Source organism: Methanomassiliicoccales archaeon (genome assembly GCA_026394395.1).
Lineage (GTDB): Archaea > Thermoplasmatota > Thermoplasmata > Methanomassiliicoccales > UBA472 > UBA472.
Genome location: JAPKYK010000004.1, coordinates 67,290 through 83,658 on the forward strand (window position 1 = coordinate 67,290; position 16,369 = coordinate 83,658).

Here is a 16,369-nt window from a genome sequence, read left to right on the forward strand (position 1 = left end):
ATCTACACTTACGGTGTTCCACGGGCAATGAGTCGAAGGACGGTCATCCACAAGTACAACCCGGCCAACCTCGAGTTCGTGGGGGAGGCCGAGGTCACGCCTTCCGAGGAAGTGCCAAAGATCATTGACACTGCACGAAAGGCCCAGGCGGAATGGGCCGCCCTGCCGCTAGATAAGAGGAAGAACATCCTGCACCAGGTGCAGAACGCCCTGGCCAAACGGACCGACGAGTTCGTCGGGCTGGTCTCCCAGGAGACCGGCAAGCCGGCCATGGAAGCGCTGGCGACGGACGTCATGAACGCCCTCAGCGTGGGCGACTTCGCCGTGGGGCGCATGGAGCACATCTTCCGCGAGAGCACGGTGGACTTCGGCAGCCTCTCCACCATGATGCGCTACATGGGCCGCTCGTCCCACATGATACCGCGTCCGCTGGGGGTGGTGGGCATAATCGCCACCTGGAACTATCCCCTGGCCATACCCTATTCCCAGGCCATGATGGCTCTGGCCGCCGGGAACGCCGTGATACTGAAACCCTCATCGCACACGCCGCTCACGGCCCTACGCATGGGGGAGATGATGCTCAAGACGGGTATCCCGGAGGGGCTCATGCAGGTCATCGTCGGCTCCGGGGAAGAGGTCGGCGAGGCCCTGGTCAGGTCCAACGTCGACCGCCTGGTCTTCACCGGTCACCCGGACGTCGGCCACAGGATCATGACGGTGGCGGCGCAGCGCCTGACGCCCCTGACCCTCGAGCTGGGGGGCAAGGACGCCTTCATCGTGCTGAAGGACGCCGACCTGAGAAGGGCGGCCAAGGCCGCCTGCTGGGGCTCCTTCGTGAACTGCGGGCAGACCTGCGTGGCGGTGAAGCGCATCTACCTGCACCGTTCCGTCGAGAAGAAGTTCACCGAGCTCTTCCTGGAGGAGGTGCGCGCCCTCAAGCAGGGCTACGACCCAGAGGACCCCTCGCTCACCGTCGGTCCCCTCATCTCCGAGAAGGCGATCAAGGACATGGAGACACAAGTGGCCCGGGCCCTGGAGCAGGGGGCCAAGATCCTCATCGGAGGACAACGGAAGCCGGGGGAGAAGGGCTATTTCTTCGAGCCGACAGTGATAACTAACGCCGCGCAAAGCTCGGACATCGTGCAGAAAGAGACCTTCGGACCGATCGTCGTGCTGCTGACCTTCGACAGCGAGGAGGAGGTCGTGCGCCTCAACAATGACTCCCTCTACGCCCTCAACGGCAGCGTGTGGACCTCCGACCTGGAGAAGGGAAGGGAGATCGCCACCCGGCTGCGGTCCGGAACCATCACTGTCAATAATGTCGCCTACACCTATGGGCTCGGCGCGACGCCCTGGGGCGGCCGGGGGGAGAGCGGCTTCGGGCGCACCCACGGTGACAATGGCTTCGAGGAGATGATAGAACGCCAGCACGTGCACCTGGACCGGGGCAAATTCTCCTCGGAGATATGGTGGCCCCCGTACAGCGAAGAAGGCATGGAGGCCATGCGGGACTTCACCATGCTGGCCTTCGTCGGGGAGAAGGACCGCATGCTGCAGCGGTTGTTAAGGGCCCGCCAGTTCATGAAGCGCTGAGACGGAAAACGGTATTATAGCATTGTACTGCTTGATAGAGAACACCGAGGACGTCAGATGAAGAGCAAAGGTTGGAACCGCCGGGCCAAATGGTACTTCGGCCTGACCGTGGCCCTCATTCTCATTGCCTGGTCCTACACCTGGTTCAGCCGAGAGGTCCCTCTGCATCACCAGCTGCTGATCCCCTTCGCCTTCGTCACGCTTGGTATGGCGATAAAGTACGGGGACCAGGTCTTCGACCTGGGCATCGGCAGCAAGCGCAGCGCCATATTACTGTCCATACCAACCGGGGCGCTCATGGGGGCGCTGATATTCCTGGACGAGGGTTCGGCCACCATCTTCATCGGGCTGCTGCTGGCCCTGCTGATAGCGTCCAAGTACGACAACATCGCCTTCCAGCTAGGGTTCATGGCCGCCGGGGCCCTGACCATACTGGCGGTGATCAACGGGAACCCCTTCCACGGTGTAGGGGCTATAGTGGTCATGGTGGCGGCCTTCGCCGACGAGGTCCTCAGCGACCGCGGGGACCGCATGCCCGACAGTCCGTTGGCCAAAGTGCTGAGGGAACGTCTGGTGCTGAAGGTGGCCGTGCTGCTGCTGTGCGTGGTGGCCATACTTCCGACGTACCTCTATTTCATCGCCTTCCTGGGCTTCGATACCGGCTACTCCTTCGTGGAGCAGATCAGCATATCAGGGGGGATCGGCCATCGAAAGCCATGACGTGATAGTGCTGGGGGCCGGTCCGGCGGGGGCCGCCGCCGCCTTCTTCCTTTCCCATCTCAGCAAAGGCAAGCTGAACGTGCTTTCCCTGGAGAAATTGGGCCCGAACTACGACCGCTACCACCGCATGTGCGGAGAGGCGGTGAGCCATAAGGCGTTCGCCGACCTTTCTCCGCTGACCCCGGGAGCGGTGACCTTCGAGATATCACGCACGATAGAGCACTGGCCGGGGGACATCGACATAGATACGCCCTCCCGAGGGTACATCCTGGACCGCCCGGCCTTCCTGCACCAGCTGCTGGAAAAAGCAGGCAAGGAGGGATGCCATCTGGAGCAGGGGTCGGCGGTGAAGATAACCCGGGACGACGGACTCCACACCGTGGTGACCCGGAACGGCCAGGAATACCGGTCCAAGTGGCTGGTCGGCGCCGACGGCTGGAACTCCCTGGTGCGGAGGACCTTCTTTACGGGCGGACCCCGCCTGCTGTGGGCGGAGCAGTACGTCACCGAGGATAGGACGGAGAGGGACGCCATGCACTTCTACTACGACCAGAGGTACCAGGGAGGGTATCGCTGGGTCTTCCCGCACGAGAAGGGGAGCCGGATCGGCTTCACCCGCGGTGCGGACCCTCGCCCGGTGTTCATCGAAAGGCAGGGCCGTCCCATCCCCTACGATTATCACGAGACGGTGAGCGGGAACGCCTGCCTGGTGGGCGACGCCGCCGGCCAGGTGAACCCCCTGACCTTCGGGGGCATCCGCATCAGCATGGTGGCGGCCAAGATGGCCGCGGCCTCCATCGTGAAAGGCGACCTGGCGTCATACGCCAAGGACTGGGCCAGATCGCCTTACGCGCTTTCACTTTACACCAAGGCCTTCGACGCCCTGAAGGGCATGGACAACGCCTCGCTGCAGCGCTCCATAAGCCCCTTCCGCAAAGGGTACGGGAGGATGGCCGGGCTGAGGGCCATGACCCTGGGAAAGGAGAACAGGTTATTGAACCGTGCCTACAGCAAGGCGGCGAAATGGGGCTGGTGAGACGATGGACTGCGATGTTCTGGTGGTGGGGGCCGGTCCGGCCGGGAGCGGCGCGGCCAGGTCCTCGGCGATGAGCGGGGCGAGGACGCTGATGATCGACAAGAAGAAGGAGATCGGCACCCCGGTGCAGTGCGGCGAGGTCATCGGCCTGGAGCTGGTCAAACGCTCGGGCATGCGCATCCCGGCGCAGACCGTCGTGGCCCGCCACTCCTTCACCCGCTTCGTGCTCGGGCGCGAGGCGGTCATCGATAACTTCGAACCGTACTGGCGCAGCGTAACCGTAGAGCGGAAGATCTTCGACAAGCACCTGGCCATGAGGGCGGCCAGGGCCGGGGCCTCGGTGCAGGCGGACACCAGGCTGGTATCGGCGAAGGTGAGCGACGGGAAGGTCGAGAGCTGCCTCCTGATTCATCGCGGACAGGAGGTGGAGATATCGCCCAAGGTCGTGGTGGCCGCGGACGGGGTGCACTCCACCATGTCCAAGGCCATGGGGGCGGAGTTCTTCTCCCCCCAGGACGTTGCGAGGGGAGTAGAGTTCGAGCTGGTGGCCAAGAAGGACCTGCCAGAATGCATGCAGATATTCATCGAGGGCGAGATCGGCCTGGGCTACGGCTGGATCATTCCCAAAGGTAAAAGGAGGGCCAACGTGGGCCTCGGGCTGGTCGGCGTCAACGCTTCCCGACGAACATTCCTCGAGGACTGGATCTCCGAGCATCCGGTCGTCTCCAGGTACTTCGACGTGGACAAGGTGCTGGAGGTCAAGATGGGCGATGCGCCGGTACCAGGCTTCCTGGGCGGGCCGGTCCGAGGCAACGTCCTCTTCTGCGGGGACGCCGCCGGGCAAACGCTCGCGTTCGTGGGCGAGGGCATCATGCCCTCCTACATCTGCGGCGGTCTGGCTGGAAAACACGCCGCCCTCATGGTCAAGGGCGCGGGGCAGCGCTACGAGGAGGAGCTCGTGGAGGTCATGGGCGGGCAGCTGATGATGGGGGCGGTGCTGCGGGACACCCTCGTGGAGCTGTGGTCCTCGGAGAGCATCGATGTCCGCCTGCGTTCGCTGCTGTCGGGAGCGGTCATGAACGAGCTGGTCTCGCCGGACGACATGATGTATTCCCTGCCGTCCTTGGAGCGGGAGCCGATAAAGACCATCCAGTCGTTGATAAAAGGAAGCGGCCGGAACATCCGGGCGAGGCGCTGTTAAGCCTCCCCCCATATCCCATTTTTCCACCAATAATTATTTAAGTGGTACTACATTAGGGCGAAATACTCGTAACGCTCAAAAGGTGTTTGGAATGGTTGAATTCAAGGCCGTTGTTAATGATCTGAAGACCGGCAAGTCTTACAATGTCCCAGTATCGGGACATCATGCCAACTCCCTGATCGGGAAGAAGATAGGCGACACCATAGATGGGATATTCGTTGGGCTGCCTGGCTACAAGCTATCGATCACTGGTGGAAGCGACAAGGACGGCTTCGCCATGAGGAAGGACCTCCCCGGCCCGCGGAGGAAGAAGCTGCTGCTGACCACCAGCACCGGCTTCTACACCACCGAGGGCGGACTGAGGAAGAGGAAGTCCGTGCGCGGGAACGCCGTGGCCACCGACACCATCCAGATAAACATGAAGATCGTTTCTCAGGGACCGAAGCCGGTCGAAGAACTGATCGTCAAAAAAGAGGAGAAGAAATAATGAAGGTGTCCCGCCAGCCTGAGGTCAACATCGGAATGATCGGTCACGTGGACCATGGGAAGACCACGCTGACCAAGGCTCTTTCCGGTGACTGGACCGACAGACATTCTGAGGAGATCAAGAGGGGCATCTCCATCAGGCTGGGGTACGCTGACGTCGCCTTCTACAAGTGCAAGAAGTGCGAAGAGGAAACCTATTCCAACACCCCCATATGCAAGGTCTGCGGCGGCGAGGCCGAGTTCGTGCGCTCCGTTTCTTTCGTCGACGCGCCCGGGCACGAGACCCTCATGGCCACGATGCTTTCAGGAGCGGCCATGATGGACGGCGCTCTGTTATTGGTCGCCGCCAACGAAGAATGCCCCCAGCCCCAGACCAAGGAGCACCTGATGGCCTTGTCCATCATCGGCGTGCAGAACATCATCATCGTGCAGAACAAGATCGACATCGTCACTCGCGAGGAAGCCCTCGAGAACTACAACCAGATCAAGAAGTTCGTTAAGGGCACCATCGCCGAGGACGCCCCGATCATCCCCGTTTCCGCCCATCACGACGTCAACATCGACAAGCTCATCACCGCCATCCAGAAGCACATACCGACGGTGAAGCACGACGAGAAGAAGTCGCCCAAGATGTACGTCGCTCGCTCGTTCGACATCAACCAGCCTGGGAACTCCGTTGACGATCTCAAGGGCGGCGTCCTCGGTGGCACGCTCATGCAGGGCACGCTGAAGGTCGGCGACGAGATCGAGATATCCCCCGGCAGAAAAGTTGAACTGCCCGGCGGCAAGTTCAGCTGGGAGACCATTACCACTACTATCGAGTCGCTGCACACCGGCGGCGGCCCCATCAACAAGATCAAGTCCGGCGGCCTGGTGGCCATCGGCACCAAGCTGGACCCGGCAATGACCAAGTCGGACGGATTGACCGGAAGGGTAGTCGGAAAGCCGGGGACGCTTCCAGAGGTCCATTTCAAGTTCAAGATGAGCACCCACCTGCTCGAGCGCGTCGTGGGGACCAGCGACGACATGGTAGTGGAGAACATCAAGACCAACGAGCCCCTGATGCTGAGCATCGGGACGGCGACAACGGTGGGATTGGTAACCAGCGCCCGCGGTGATTCTTCCGAGGTCGCGCTGAAGATCCCGGTCTGCGCCGAAGAGGGGCAGCGCGTGGCCATCTCCCGCAAGATCGCCAATAAGTGGCGCCTGATCGGCTTCGGCATCGTCGAGTGAGGTCTCATGCAGAAGGTGGTCCTGGACACCAACGCCCTGTTGATGCCCTTCGAGTTCAAGATGAACCTGGACCTGGAACTGGCCAGTCTTTTCGGGGAGTTCGAAGCGTACGTCCCCGGCCCGGTCATCGGCGAGCTGAAAAGGTCGGGGAGCAAGCACGCCAAGGCCGCGCTCATGCTGGCCGGCAAATACAAGCGCTACGAGACCTCCACGCAGGGCGACGCAGGCGTCCTGGAGGTGGCCAAGGCCCTGGGCGCCATGGTGGTCACCAACGATTACATCCTGCGGCGCAAGATGAGGCAGGAAGGCGTGCGCGCCGTTTTTCTCCGCTCGCGCAAGCGCCTGTGCATAGAAGAGTGAATCAGATCAGCGGACGGGGCGGGTCCTCCGGACCGTTCTTCGCTTTCAGGTTCATCTGCTGAAGGCGCACGGAGCAGATGTCCTTTCCGAGCTGCGTCAGGGCGAACACTGGCACCTTGGTGCCCACCTGCATGGCATCGCTCTCCTTGGCCATCCTCCACACGTGCTTGGAGGCGCACGCGGTGACGACGTCGCAAGTGTCCAGCAGCATCTTCGTCTCCCCCTCGTCCAGGCCACTGGTGTGCACGGCGAAGAGCACCACGCTCTCCCCCAGCTCCTTACGTATGAGAACGGCGTCGTTGCCTTTGGCCACGGTGACGCCTATCTTGCGGAAGCCCAGGTCCCAGGCCAGGCGCGCCCCGGCCACCTGGTCTATGCGGGCGGTGGCGGGGTCCAGTACGTTATCCTTTCCGATGGCCGCGATGACGCTGTCGATCGGAGACGTTTCCACCAATCCGGAGATGCGCCCGCCGATGCCCTGCACCAGCTCCGGGTCGGTGACGATGGCCGTACCGGAACCGTCGCAGACCACCACGGCGCAGTCCAGGATGCCCTTCGCCACGCACATGCCCATCAGCTCCGATATTCCGAAGGAAAGGAAGTCCCGCATGCGCATCTTGCGCCCGGGAGCGCACATGCCGAAGTCCTTGATGCGGAACTCGATGTTCTGGCGCACCAGTTCGGCGGTGATCTTCTCGATGCCCCGGTGCTTGAAGAACAGGGGGCAGTAGTCCACCTGCGGTTCACCGACCTCCACCACCTTGCCATCCTCGATGATCACTCTGGTCTTGCCCAAAGCCTCCATCACGTGCCGGTCCTTGGTCATTAAAAGGGGAAAGATGCCGGCGGATATCAATCCTCCCAAGAACAGGCTAGTAAGTTTTTAATGGCGACAACTGATAACCAAGAAAGTGCTCTGCTACGGAATGAATAGTAGCGGAGCGCGGAGATGTTACCTTTGCAGCCCGAGAACGACGAGAAGTTCGTTACCGCCCTCCGGCGCATCGCTCTGATGGGTGGATTGCACGATTACGTCGCCTTGTCCTCCAGAGAGCTGGGAGACATGCTGGATATGTCCCAGCAGTCCGCCTCCAAGCGCATCCTCGAGCTGCTCGACGACAAGCTCATCGAGCGGGACCTGGGGGCGCGAAGGCAAAGGATCCGGATAACCTCCAAGGGCTCGGACATGCTGCGCAAGGAGTACATCGAGTACCAGAAGATATTCGAGCTGAAGGACGAGATGGTCATCAAGGGCAGCGTCATCGAGGGCATGGGCGAAGGGCAGTACTACGTTACGCAGCCCGGTTACATGGAACAGTTCCGCGACAAGCTAGGGTTCAAGCCCTACGAGGGCACGTTGAACGTCAAATTGCTTCCGACCGAACGGCACAAGATCGAGACGCTGCGGAACGGACGCACCATCGATATCGAGGGGTTCGAAAGGAACGGGCGCACCTTCGGAGACGTGCACTGCATACCGGCCAGCATCCAGAACGTGGAATGCGCCGTGGTTCTCCCGTCCCGCTCACACTACGAGGACATACTTGAGATCATCTGCAAGTTCCACCTGCGACGCACGCTCGGACTGGAGGACGGGGACCCGGTCGAGGTCCGCATCCACCTGAACTTCTGATCACCTTACGCTCTTGACCGCGGAACGGAAGATGGACAACCCATCGCCTTCCTTTTTCCATTCGGTCCTGCTCCAATCAGGGTGGGTCTCCCTTTTCAGCACTCTCTCCGGGTGGGGCATCATGCCCAGCACGTTGCCGGCGGGGTTGCATATGCCGGCGATGTTGTAGAACGAACCGTTGGGACACCAGGGGTACCCGGCGTAGTTGCCTTCCGGGTCCACGTAACGGAAGACCACCTGGTCGTTCTCCAGCAATCGTTCCAGCATCTTCTTCTGCTTGCTCCGGGGGAACATGAGCTTCCCTTCGGCGTGGGCGCAGGGGATCAATACCACCGATCCCTGCGGCATCTCGGAGGTGAAGACGCTCTTCCCCCTCTTCTCCTGCTTCAGCAGCGTGGGCCGGCACTCGAAGCGGCCGGAGTCGTTGGTGTATAGCGCCGCCTCAGGCACCTCGGACATCGTTCCGTCCATGGCCGGCAGCAGCCCCAGCTCCACCAGGATCTGGAAGCCGTTGCACACGCCGAGGACCGGCTTTCCGGCGTCGACGAAGGAGATGATGTCCTTCTTCAGCCCGCTCTTCATGCGAGCGGCGAAGATGGCGCCAGCACGAACGTAATCGCCGGCGGAGAACCCGCCTGGAAGCATAAGAATGTCGTAACTGCTCAGGTCCCGTTTCAGGTCCGAAGGGCATTGCCCCAACAGCTGCTTCAGATGGACCTTCTCCGGGGTGGCGCCCACGGTCTTGAAAGCCTGGAAGGCCTCGTCCTCGCAGTTCGTGCCCTCTATCCTCAACACGCAGACCTTGACGTCCTTCATCTTGCTCACCCCATCAGCTTCGGGAGCGCGCCGCTCCAGGCCTTCCGCATCTCGCTCAGGGAGACGCTCGCGTTCTCATCCTCGACCTTGATCTTCAGCGAGGTTCCGCCGACCTTGCCCAATCTCGTCACCGGCACGGTCATGCTGGACAGGAACTGCTTCTCCTTGGAGGGTTCGATCTCCACCACCCAGCGGGTATTGCTCTCGGAGAACAGGTCCATCTTGGAACCGCAGGTCAAGGAAGCGCCTACATCCCCGCCCAGGCACATCTCGGCGACCGTTATGGCCAGGCCGCCGTCGGAAATGTCATGGCAGGAGGCGATCAGCCCCTTCTTCATGCACCCGTGCAGCTCGTCCATCGACCTCTTCAAACGCTCTGGGGAGACGTCCGGCACCTCGCCGCCCTGCCCACCGTACTTGCGGTAGAGGGCGGACCCGCCGAACTCCCGTTTGCTTTTTCCGACCTGGTAGAGCAGGTTGCCCATCTTCTTCAGGTCGGTGGTGACGCACTTGTGCACGTCCTCCACGATGCCCAGGCCAAGAACCGTCGGCGTGGGAAGTACCGAGCCACGGGCCGTCTCGTTGTACAGCGAGACGTTGCCGGACGGCACTGGCAGGTCGAGATATTTCGCCAGCATGCCCATGCCGGCCACGGCCTGCTTGAACTCACCCAGACGCTCCGGTTTTTCCGGATTTCCGAAGTTAAGGCAATCGGTGAAAGAATCGGGATAACCGCCCACGGCGATGATGTTACGGCACGCCTCATCTATGGAGGCCATGCCGCCGCGGTAGGCGTCCAGGCCGCAGAACCAGGGGTTGACGCCCAATGCCAAAGCCAATCCCCGCTCCCTATCAGGCAAAGGCTTGATGACCGTGGCGTCGGAAGGTCCGGTCTTGTTAACGACCCCGGACGCCGGTTTGATGACCGTCCCCCCGCGCACCTCGTGGTCGTACATGCGGAACACCCATTCCTTGCTGGCAATGTTCGGATCGGCCAGCAGTTCCAATATGATCTTCTTCAGGGAAGGCAGCTTGGGCCTGACGTGCTTAGTGGTCGACGATCTGGTCTCAATCTTGCACGGTCTGCAGTATTCAGGTCCTTTCGTCAGGAAATCCAGGTCCACCTTGAAGACCTGGGTGCCTTGCCAGAACAACGTCACCTCGTTCCCGGGGACGACCTTGCCGACCACCGTCGCGTCCACGTCCCACATGGCGAACAGATCCAGTATCCTCTTGACGTTCTTTTCCGACGCCGCCAACATCATCCTTTCCTGAGACTCGGAGACCCAGACCTCCCAGGGAGCCAGCCCGCTCTCTTTTAGTGGAACTATATCCAGCTGGACCTCCGCGCCGCAGCCGCCGGAGAGGGCCATCTCGCCGACGACGCAGGAGAGCCCGCCGCCTCCCAGGTCCTTCATGCCGTTGATGAGGCCCAGGGAGTTAACCTCCAGGCAGGCATGGATGAGCGGTTCTTTCGTTATCGGGTCACCCAGCTGCACCGCCCCGCGGCTCTCGTCCTCGGACCTGGAGCTGAGCTCGGCCGAAGCGAACGTCACTCCGTGGATGCCGTCGCGGCCGGTGCGGCCGCCACATAAAATGAGATAATCGCCAACGCCGCCCACGGCGTTGTTGCGCAGATCCTTCTTCTTGACGATGCCGACGCAGCCGACGTTGACCAGGCAGTTGCCCAGGTATGATTCGTCGAAGTACAGGCCGCCGCACACGGTCGGGATGCCGATGCGATTCCCGTAGTCCCGGATGCCGGCGACGACGCCGCTCACCAGGTACTTCGGAGTCTTCGATCCAGCGGGCAGCTCGCCCTTATAATCTATCGGCCCGAAGAACAGGGGGTCGATCAGCGCTATAGGCTGGGCGCCCATGCACAGTACGTCGCGCACGATGCCGCCGATGCCGGTGGCGGCGCCGCCGTACGGTTCTATTGCAGAGGGATGATTGTGGCTCTCGATCCTCAAGGCGTAGCCGTACTCGTCGTCGAACTCCATTACGCCAGCGTCTCCTTTGGAGAGCACCCGGGGATTGTTGATGCCGAAGATATGCTCGCGCAGGATGACCTTGGAAGACTTATAGCAGCAGTGCTCGCTCCACGCTTGAGCGATGGATTCCAGCTCCACGTCCGTCGGACGGCGCTTAAGGGAAACGAAATGGTCGCGGATGCGCTTCATCTCGTCCAGTGAAAGGGAAAGGCCCATCTCTTTGCTCAGGACCTTGAGCTCATAGTCCGTGGCCTTCGCCAGGTCTATTTCCACCAGGCGAAAGGGCACGTCGCGCTTGAAGAACAGGTGGTCAAGGGGCATGACCTTCACCTGAGGTCAACCCTGAACTTCTGGATCACCGGGTTGGCCAGCAGCTTGCGGCACATTTCCTCGCACTCCTTGCGGGCGACGACCGGGTCGGCGTCCATCTCGATTTCGAACATCTTGATGGAGCGCACGCCCTTGATGTCATTGAATCCAAGCAGTTCCAGGGCCTTCTTGGTGTTCTTGCCCTCGGGGTCAGCGACCCCCGGTTTCAGCTCGATCCTTATCTCTGCCACAACCATGGATGCACCGGGTGAGGAATGCCCCTCCCGTAATTAATCTTCTGCCCCGCCCTAGATGTTCCAATATTGGGAGACGGACTCGAAGGTGCCGGAGAGGATGAACTCCACGGCCATGGCCGCGAGGAGCAGGCCCATGATCCTAGTGAAGGCCATCGCGCCGCTCTTCCCCATTCTGGTGAACAGGGGTTCAGCATACTTCAGCAATAAGTATGATATGATAACGGTGGCGAAGATGCCGATGAATATGGACAGGAAGTCGAAGGTGGCGTCCGAAGAATCGAGGGCGTAGCTCACGTAGATCATGACGGTGGTGATGGCGCCGGGGCCGGCGAAGAGCGGTATGCCCAGCGGGACGACGCCAACCTGCTCTTTCTCAGACGCCTCCTGGGCCTCCTCATCGGTCATCTTGGCCTTGGTCATCTGACCCCGGGTCATGGTGAAGGCGATGGAGAACAGCAATATGCCACCGGCTATCTTGAAGGCCGGGATGGTTATGCCGTACAGGTCGAAGATGTAGTTGCCAAAAAGGGCGAATATCACCAGCACCCCGCTGGCGACCAGGCAGACCTTGATGCGGACCTTCTTCTTCAGCTCTTCGCTGTAACCTTCGGTGATGGCCACGAACACCGGGATGTTGCCCACCGGGTTCATGATGGCGAATATGGAGGCGAAGGCGGTTACGGCGAAGGCCACATCCATGATGTGGCGAGAGGAATAGGGCTATATAAGAATTAAGCGAACGGATCAGGAGACCTTCCGGGCGAAAACGAGATATCCAGTGTGTCCCAAGGTATCGTACGACGGCCGCACGCCCATCTCGTGCACCACCATCTCCCGCTGCAGGTTCTCGTAGCTGCGTATCTCCACGAAGCCCTTCTTGCGCAGCTGGCGCACTACCTCCTCCAGTTGGTTGGTGTTTGGCACGTAGGCACAGAAGCGCCCTCCGTTCCGGAGCATAGAGGAGACGTTGTCCACGGCGTCCCAGGGGTCCGGAATGTCCAGGACGGCGGCGTCGACGACCACGTCCAGGCGGTCCTTGCGCACGTCGCCCATCTCCAGGCGCCAGGCGTCCGCAAGACCGGCTTTGTCCACGTTGCGCTTGCCCTTCTCGGCGAACTCCGGGCGGATCTCCATGGAGATGACCTTCCCCCACGGCCGCACCTGGTTCAGCAACGCTATGGTAAGCGCGGCCGAGCCCACCCCGGCCTCCAGGACCTTGTCCCCGGACTTGACGTTCAATTCCATCAGGATCGTCGCCGCGTCCTTGGGGGTGATGACCTGCGCACCGCGTTCAACGGACGACATCATCTCGGACGCTCCAGGCACCAGCAGCCAGAATTTCTTCCCCGCCACGGTCACCTCGGTGCCGTCCTCCGCCGTCAGCAAGCGGTCCCCGTCCACCACGCCCATGCCGGGCAGCTTGAGCATTCCCTTGTTCAGGACCACCCAGGTCCGCTTGCCCTTCTCGTCCAAAAGATACACAAGGGAGTTCTCCGGCAGCATGAGTAGGTCATCCTGCCGGGGCGATTAAAGGGTTGCGCCTCAGTCCTTAAGCTTGGCGCCGCAGTCATTGCAGTTCTTGTCGGAACTGGAGATGGCCGCACCGCATTCGGGGCAGCGGGGTATGCCCTCGATCTGCTGCACTTCCTTCTTCTTAAATTCAGACTTCGATTCCTCCGCCGGCTTCTCGGCCTTGGACGCTTCCTCCGCCCCCTTCATCTTGTACTCCGGTGGTTGGTAGCTCTTAGGGTCCACCGCCTTGTCCCGCCCCTTCTCCTTCCAGGAGCGGAAGGCCAGGAACAGCAGCAGCCCCAGTATCGACAGTAGGAGGCCGACGATCAGCCACGTTCGCACCACCTTACCCTCCATGTCCATGCGCCGGTAGAGGTACAGGGCCACGATCGCCCCTATGCCCAGCCACAGCACTATCGGTATCCAACCATCCAATGACATCCCATCCTGTTCTTCATCATGGGTATGCGCCTATATCAAATTGATTTTTCGGCAGATGACGGTACGCCGTCCCTGATGGAGGTCCTCTCCGCAAACGCCCATGCCAGTATTCCGCAGGATAGGGATGTATCAGGCAGTTCTGGGGAAATAGATTTTAATAGGCCGACCACGTTTGACGCCCGATGGCCGAGTCCGCCTACCCTAAGAGGACGCTGAAGGTATTCTCCTTGCTGCTCATAGTGACAGCGATAATATTCTACTGGGTATGGGGCATCTCCTACGGCAGCTGGAACCTGTTCGCCGCGGAGAACATGGGGGTCTACTCCATCTTCATCATACTGCTGGGCTTCGGCATATTCGGGTACCTCCTGACCAGGTACCGGAATTGAATCACCATTTCTTTTTCTCGTAAATCTTATGCATAGTGAGTGCAATACGCTCATGGAGTGAACAGCATGAAAAAAATTGGCAGCTGGTTCGTGCCTTATCTCATGGGCCTGCTCATTGCCGTCGAGGGAGCCGTAATTATCGACATGGCCGGCCGGGTCGAGCTGGTGGACGTGCTTACCCTGGACAAGATGGCCGCCATGCTCGTCGGCGTCGTCCTGCTGCTCCTGGGACTTCTGATGTTCGTTCCCATAATCCCGTCGTTCAAGAAGAAGATGGGCGAGGGAACGGTCAAGCGGCTGCAGATCGCCGCCGCCGTGATCATACTTCTGGCATCTCTGATGCTAATATTGATCGCCGTCCCGGCGAACGTGGAGGGCATCGGTTACCTAGGCAAGCACTGGGTGGTGCTGGCCGGGGCCCAGCTCTTCCTGCTCGGCCTATTGGCCTTCGTGTTCTCCTACTACGTGCCGCTGGAGGACCCCCACATGGGCTGGATGGAATGGCTGGGCATGTTCGCCTCCTGCCTGGTGATCATCGAAGGCATCGTCATCTTCGGCCTCAGGGCCACACTTAACATTCACGCGAAGCTCAGGACCGGTCCGGAGTTCATGACCATCGCGGGTGTGATATTGGTCGCTCTCGGATTGATCGAGATGGTCATATTCAACCGACGCCAGGAAGGGCGTTCGGAGAGGGCGCTCAACATGCTGAACTGGGCTGGGATCGTGTTGAGCGTGGTCATCGGAGCGCTGGGCATAATCACTATAGCCCTATCCACCTCCATGACCCTGGGCGGGGTGACCTTCGGCATCCAGTGGCTGCTGTTGGCCGGCGTCCAGTTGGCGATATTGGGCGCGTTGCTCGATTACACGCAGACCCTGGTCGGAGGGAACGAGGGGCGGGCCCCGGACGTCGGGCTGATGACCACCATACTGATGCTGATAGCGATACCGATAGCCGCGGTCCTGTGATCACATGGAGCGGGCGGCGTAGGTCGGTTTCTCCACGCTCTTGCCGCAGACGATGCACTTGCCGTGGAACTCTTCCTTGAGGTTCGGGGAACCGAGCATCTTCAGCCCGGTCTTCTCCTCGAACCTGCGCCCGCACTCCTCCTCGCCGCACCAGCCGAAGCGAACGACCTTCTCCGGGATCTTGTCCAGCGAGTCCAGTTCCTGTATCGCCCCGTTCGAAGCAGCTAAAGCTTTCGCGCGCATGTCGTGCGAGATGGTCTGCAGGGTCTGGCGGACTTGGGCCACGATGTCGGCGCGGTCCAGCAATCCCTTGCCGCCAGTATCCCGGCGGGCGTAGGCGACCTTTCCCCCTTCGATATCGCGCATGCCCATCTCCAGGCGAAGCGGAACGCCGCGTATCTCCCAAGTGTGGAACTTGCTTCCCGGTCGCTCGTCGCTGTCGTCCAGCTTGACCCGGAGACCGGCGGCGGTCAGTTCCTGTCTCAGTTTCTGGCACTCCTCGGTCACCTTCTCCACGTTGCCCTTCGCCAGGATCGGTATAAGCACGATCTGGAACGGCGAGATGTCCGGCGGGAGCACCAGGCCCTTATCGTCCCCATGCACGGCGACGACGGCGCCTACGAGCCTCTCGGACATGCCGAATGTCGTCTGATGCACGAACTTATGCTCGCCCTTCTCGTCCTCGTATGTGATGTTGAACGGCCGAGAGAAGTTCTCCCGGTAATGGTGAATGCTGCCCAGCTGCAGGCTGCGCCCGTCCGGGAGGAGCGTATCAACCCCCACGGTGTAGTAGGCGCCGGGGAACTTGTCCCACTCCGTGCGCCGGAGCAGGAAGTAAGGCAGGCACAGGTGCTTCATGACGTTCTCCAGGATGACGAAGTCCTCCTCTACCTGCTTCTGGGCGTCCGCCTCGTCCACGTGGCAAGTGTGTGATTCAAAGAAGTGGATCTCGCGGACGCGGATGAAGGCTCTGGTCTGCTTGGTCTCGTAGCGGAAGGTGTTGACCAGCTGGTAGGTCTTCAATGGCAGGTCGGTGTGAGAACGAACCCACAAAGCGAAGATCGGGTACATGGCCGTCTCGCTGGTCGGCCTGAGCAACAGGCGGACGTCCAATTCGTTCAGTCCGGCGTGGGTAACCCAGTACACCTCGGCGTCGAAGCCCTTGATGTGATCTTTTTCCTTCTTGAACTCCGTCTCCGGGATGAGCAGCGGGAAGCACACCTCGTCGTGGCCAGTAGCGTCGCACTCCTCGCGGATGTAAGTGTCGATAAAACGCATTATCTTCCAGCCGTAGGGCGTCCAGACGTTCATGCCCTTGATGGGGTAGCGCTTGTCGGTGAGGTTGGCCAGTTCAACTATCTCGTTGTACCACTCGCTGAAATCCTCTTCTTTCCTCATGTGCAGCACCCTACGTACG

Annotated in this window: 18 protein-coding genes; 10 read left to right on the forward strand and 8 right to left on the reverse strand. The window is 60.8% G+C overall.

The window, feature by feature from the left end; translation table 11 throughout:
* Positions 1-27: 27 nt before the first annotated feature.
* The 7 genes from NT131_06350 (at position 28) to NT131_06380 (ending at position 6,629) form a co-directional block, all read left to right on the forward strand.
* Positions 28-1,593: an aldehyde dehydrogenase family protein gene (locus tag NT131_06350; protein ID MCX6651257.1), complete on the forward strand. Its 1,566-nt coding sequence runs from the start codon at positions 28-30 to the stop codon at positions 1,591-1,593.
* A 57-nt stretch (positions 1,594-1,650) separates the two neighbouring features.
* Entirely contained in the window at positions 1,651-2,313 is a 663-nt protein-coding gene (locus NT131_06355; protein ID MCX6651258.1) for a hypothetical protein, read from the forward strand.
* A 1-nt stretch (position 2,314) separates the two neighbouring features.
* Entirely contained in the window at positions 2,315-3,349 is a 1,035-nt protein-coding gene (locus NT131_06360; GenBank protein MCX6651259.1) for an NAD(P)/FAD-dependent oxidoreductase, read from the forward strand.
* Positions 3,350-3,353: 4 nt separating this feature from the next.
* Complete coding sequence (locus tag NT131_06365; protein ID MCX6651260.1) at positions 3,354-4,550, forward strand: NAD(P)/FAD-dependent oxidoreductase; 1,197 nt, start codon at positions 3,354-3,356, stop codon at positions 4,548-4,550.
* 91 nt (positions 4,551-4,641) lie between these two features.
* Complete coding sequence (locus NT131_06370; GenBank protein MCX6651261.1) at positions 4,642-5,037, forward strand: 30S ribosomal protein S6e; 396 nt, start codon at positions 4,642-4,644, stop codon at positions 5,035-5,037.
* Positions 5,037-6,269 (forward strand): translation initiation factor IF-2 subunit gamma, encoded by a 1,233-nt coding sequence (locus NT131_06375; protein MCX6651262.1) that lies wholly within the window; start codon positions 5,037-5,039, stop codon positions 6,267-6,269. The genes NT131_06370 and NT131_06375 overlap by 1 nt, the downstream gene beginning before the upstream one ends.
* A gap of 6 nt (positions 6,270-6,275) precedes the next feature.
* Positions 6,276-6,629 (forward strand): twitching motility protein PilT, encoded by a 354-nt coding sequence (locus NT131_06380; GenBank protein ID MCX6651263.1) that lies wholly within the window; start codon positions 6,276-6,278, stop codon positions 6,627-6,629.
* 1 nt (position 6,630) lies between these two features.
* Here NT131_06380 and NT131_06385 read toward each other — a convergent pair whose 3' ends face one another.
* On the reverse strand, positions 6,631-7,455 hold the full coding sequence (locus NT131_06385; GenBank protein ID MCX6651264.1) for a DUF2099 family protein: 825 nt from the start codon (positions 7,453-7,455) through the stop codon (positions 6,631-6,633).
* Between the two features lie 132 nt (positions 7,456-7,587).
* Here NT131_06385 and NT131_06390 point away from each other — a divergent pair, with 132 nt between their 5' ends.
* A complete protein-coding gene (locus NT131_06390; protein ID MCX6651265.1) occupies positions 7,588-8,262 on the forward strand; it encodes a DUF120 domain-containing protein in 675 nt (224 codons plus the stop codon).
* Here the strand turns inward: NT131_06390 and purQ are convergent, their stop codons facing one another.
* Genes purQ through NT131_06420 form a run of 6 tightly spaced genes read right to left on the reverse strand, consistent with a single transcriptional unit; the run spans position 8,263 to position 13,591 of the window.
* Positions 8,263-9,078: a phosphoribosylformylglycinamidine synthase subunit PurQ gene (gene purQ / locus NT131_06395; protein MCX6651266.1), complete on the reverse strand. Its 816-nt coding sequence runs from the start codon at positions 9,076-9,078 to the stop codon at positions 8,263-8,265. It abuts the gene before it with no gap.
* Between the two features lie 5 nt (positions 9,079-9,083).
* Positions 9,084-11,393, reverse strand: coding sequence for a phosphoribosylformylglycinamidine synthase subunit PurL (purL, locus tag NT131_06400; GenBank protein MCX6651267.1), 2,310 nt, complete (start codon positions 11,391-11,393; stop codon positions 9,084-9,086).
* Between the two features lie 5 nt (positions 11,394-11,398).
* Entirely contained in the window at positions 11,399-11,638 is a 240-nt protein-coding gene (purS, locus tag NT131_06405) for a phosphoribosylformylglycinamidine synthase subunit PurS (GenBank protein MCX6651268.1), read from the reverse strand.
* Positions 11,639-11,689: 51 nt separating this feature from the next.
* On the reverse strand, positions 11,690-12,337 hold the full coding sequence (locus NT131_06410; GenBank protein MCX6651269.1) for a MarC family protein: 648 nt from the start codon (positions 12,335-12,337) through the stop codon (positions 11,690-11,692).
* Between the two features lie 45 nt (positions 12,338-12,382).
* Complete coding sequence (locus NT131_06415; protein MCX6651270.1) at positions 12,383-13,141, reverse strand: tRNA (adenine-N1)-methyltransferase; 759 nt, start codon at positions 13,139-13,141, stop codon at positions 12,383-12,385.
* Positions 13,142-13,180: 39 nt separating this feature from the next.
* Positions 13,181-13,591 carry a zinc ribbon domain-containing protein gene (locus NT131_06420; GenBank protein MCX6651271.1) on the reverse strand — a complete coding sequence of 137 codons (411 nt, stop codon included), beginning with the start codon at positions 13,589-13,591 and terminating at the stop codon, positions 13,181-13,183.
* Positions 13,592-13,773: 182 nt separating this feature from the next.
* Between NT131_06420 and NT131_06425 the strand changes: the two genes are divergently transcribed.
* Complete coding sequence (locus tag NT131_06425; protein MCX6651272.1) at positions 13,774-13,980, forward strand: hypothetical protein; 207 nt, start codon at positions 13,774-13,776, stop codon at positions 13,978-13,980.
* Between the two features lie 66 nt (positions 13,981-14,046).
* Positions 14,047-14,952, forward strand: a complete 906-nt coding sequence (locus NT131_06430) for a hypothetical protein (GenBank protein ID MCX6651273.1) — start codon at positions 14,047-14,049, stop codon at positions 14,950-14,952.
* Here NT131_06430 and proS read toward each other — a convergent pair whose 3' ends face one another.
* Positions 14,953-16,350, reverse strand: a complete 1,398-nt coding sequence (gene proS / locus NT131_06435) for a proline--tRNA ligase (protein MCX6651274.1) — start codon at positions 16,348-16,350, stop codon at positions 14,953-14,955. It abuts the gene before it with no gap.
* Positions 16,351-16,369: the final 19 nt, after the last annotated feature.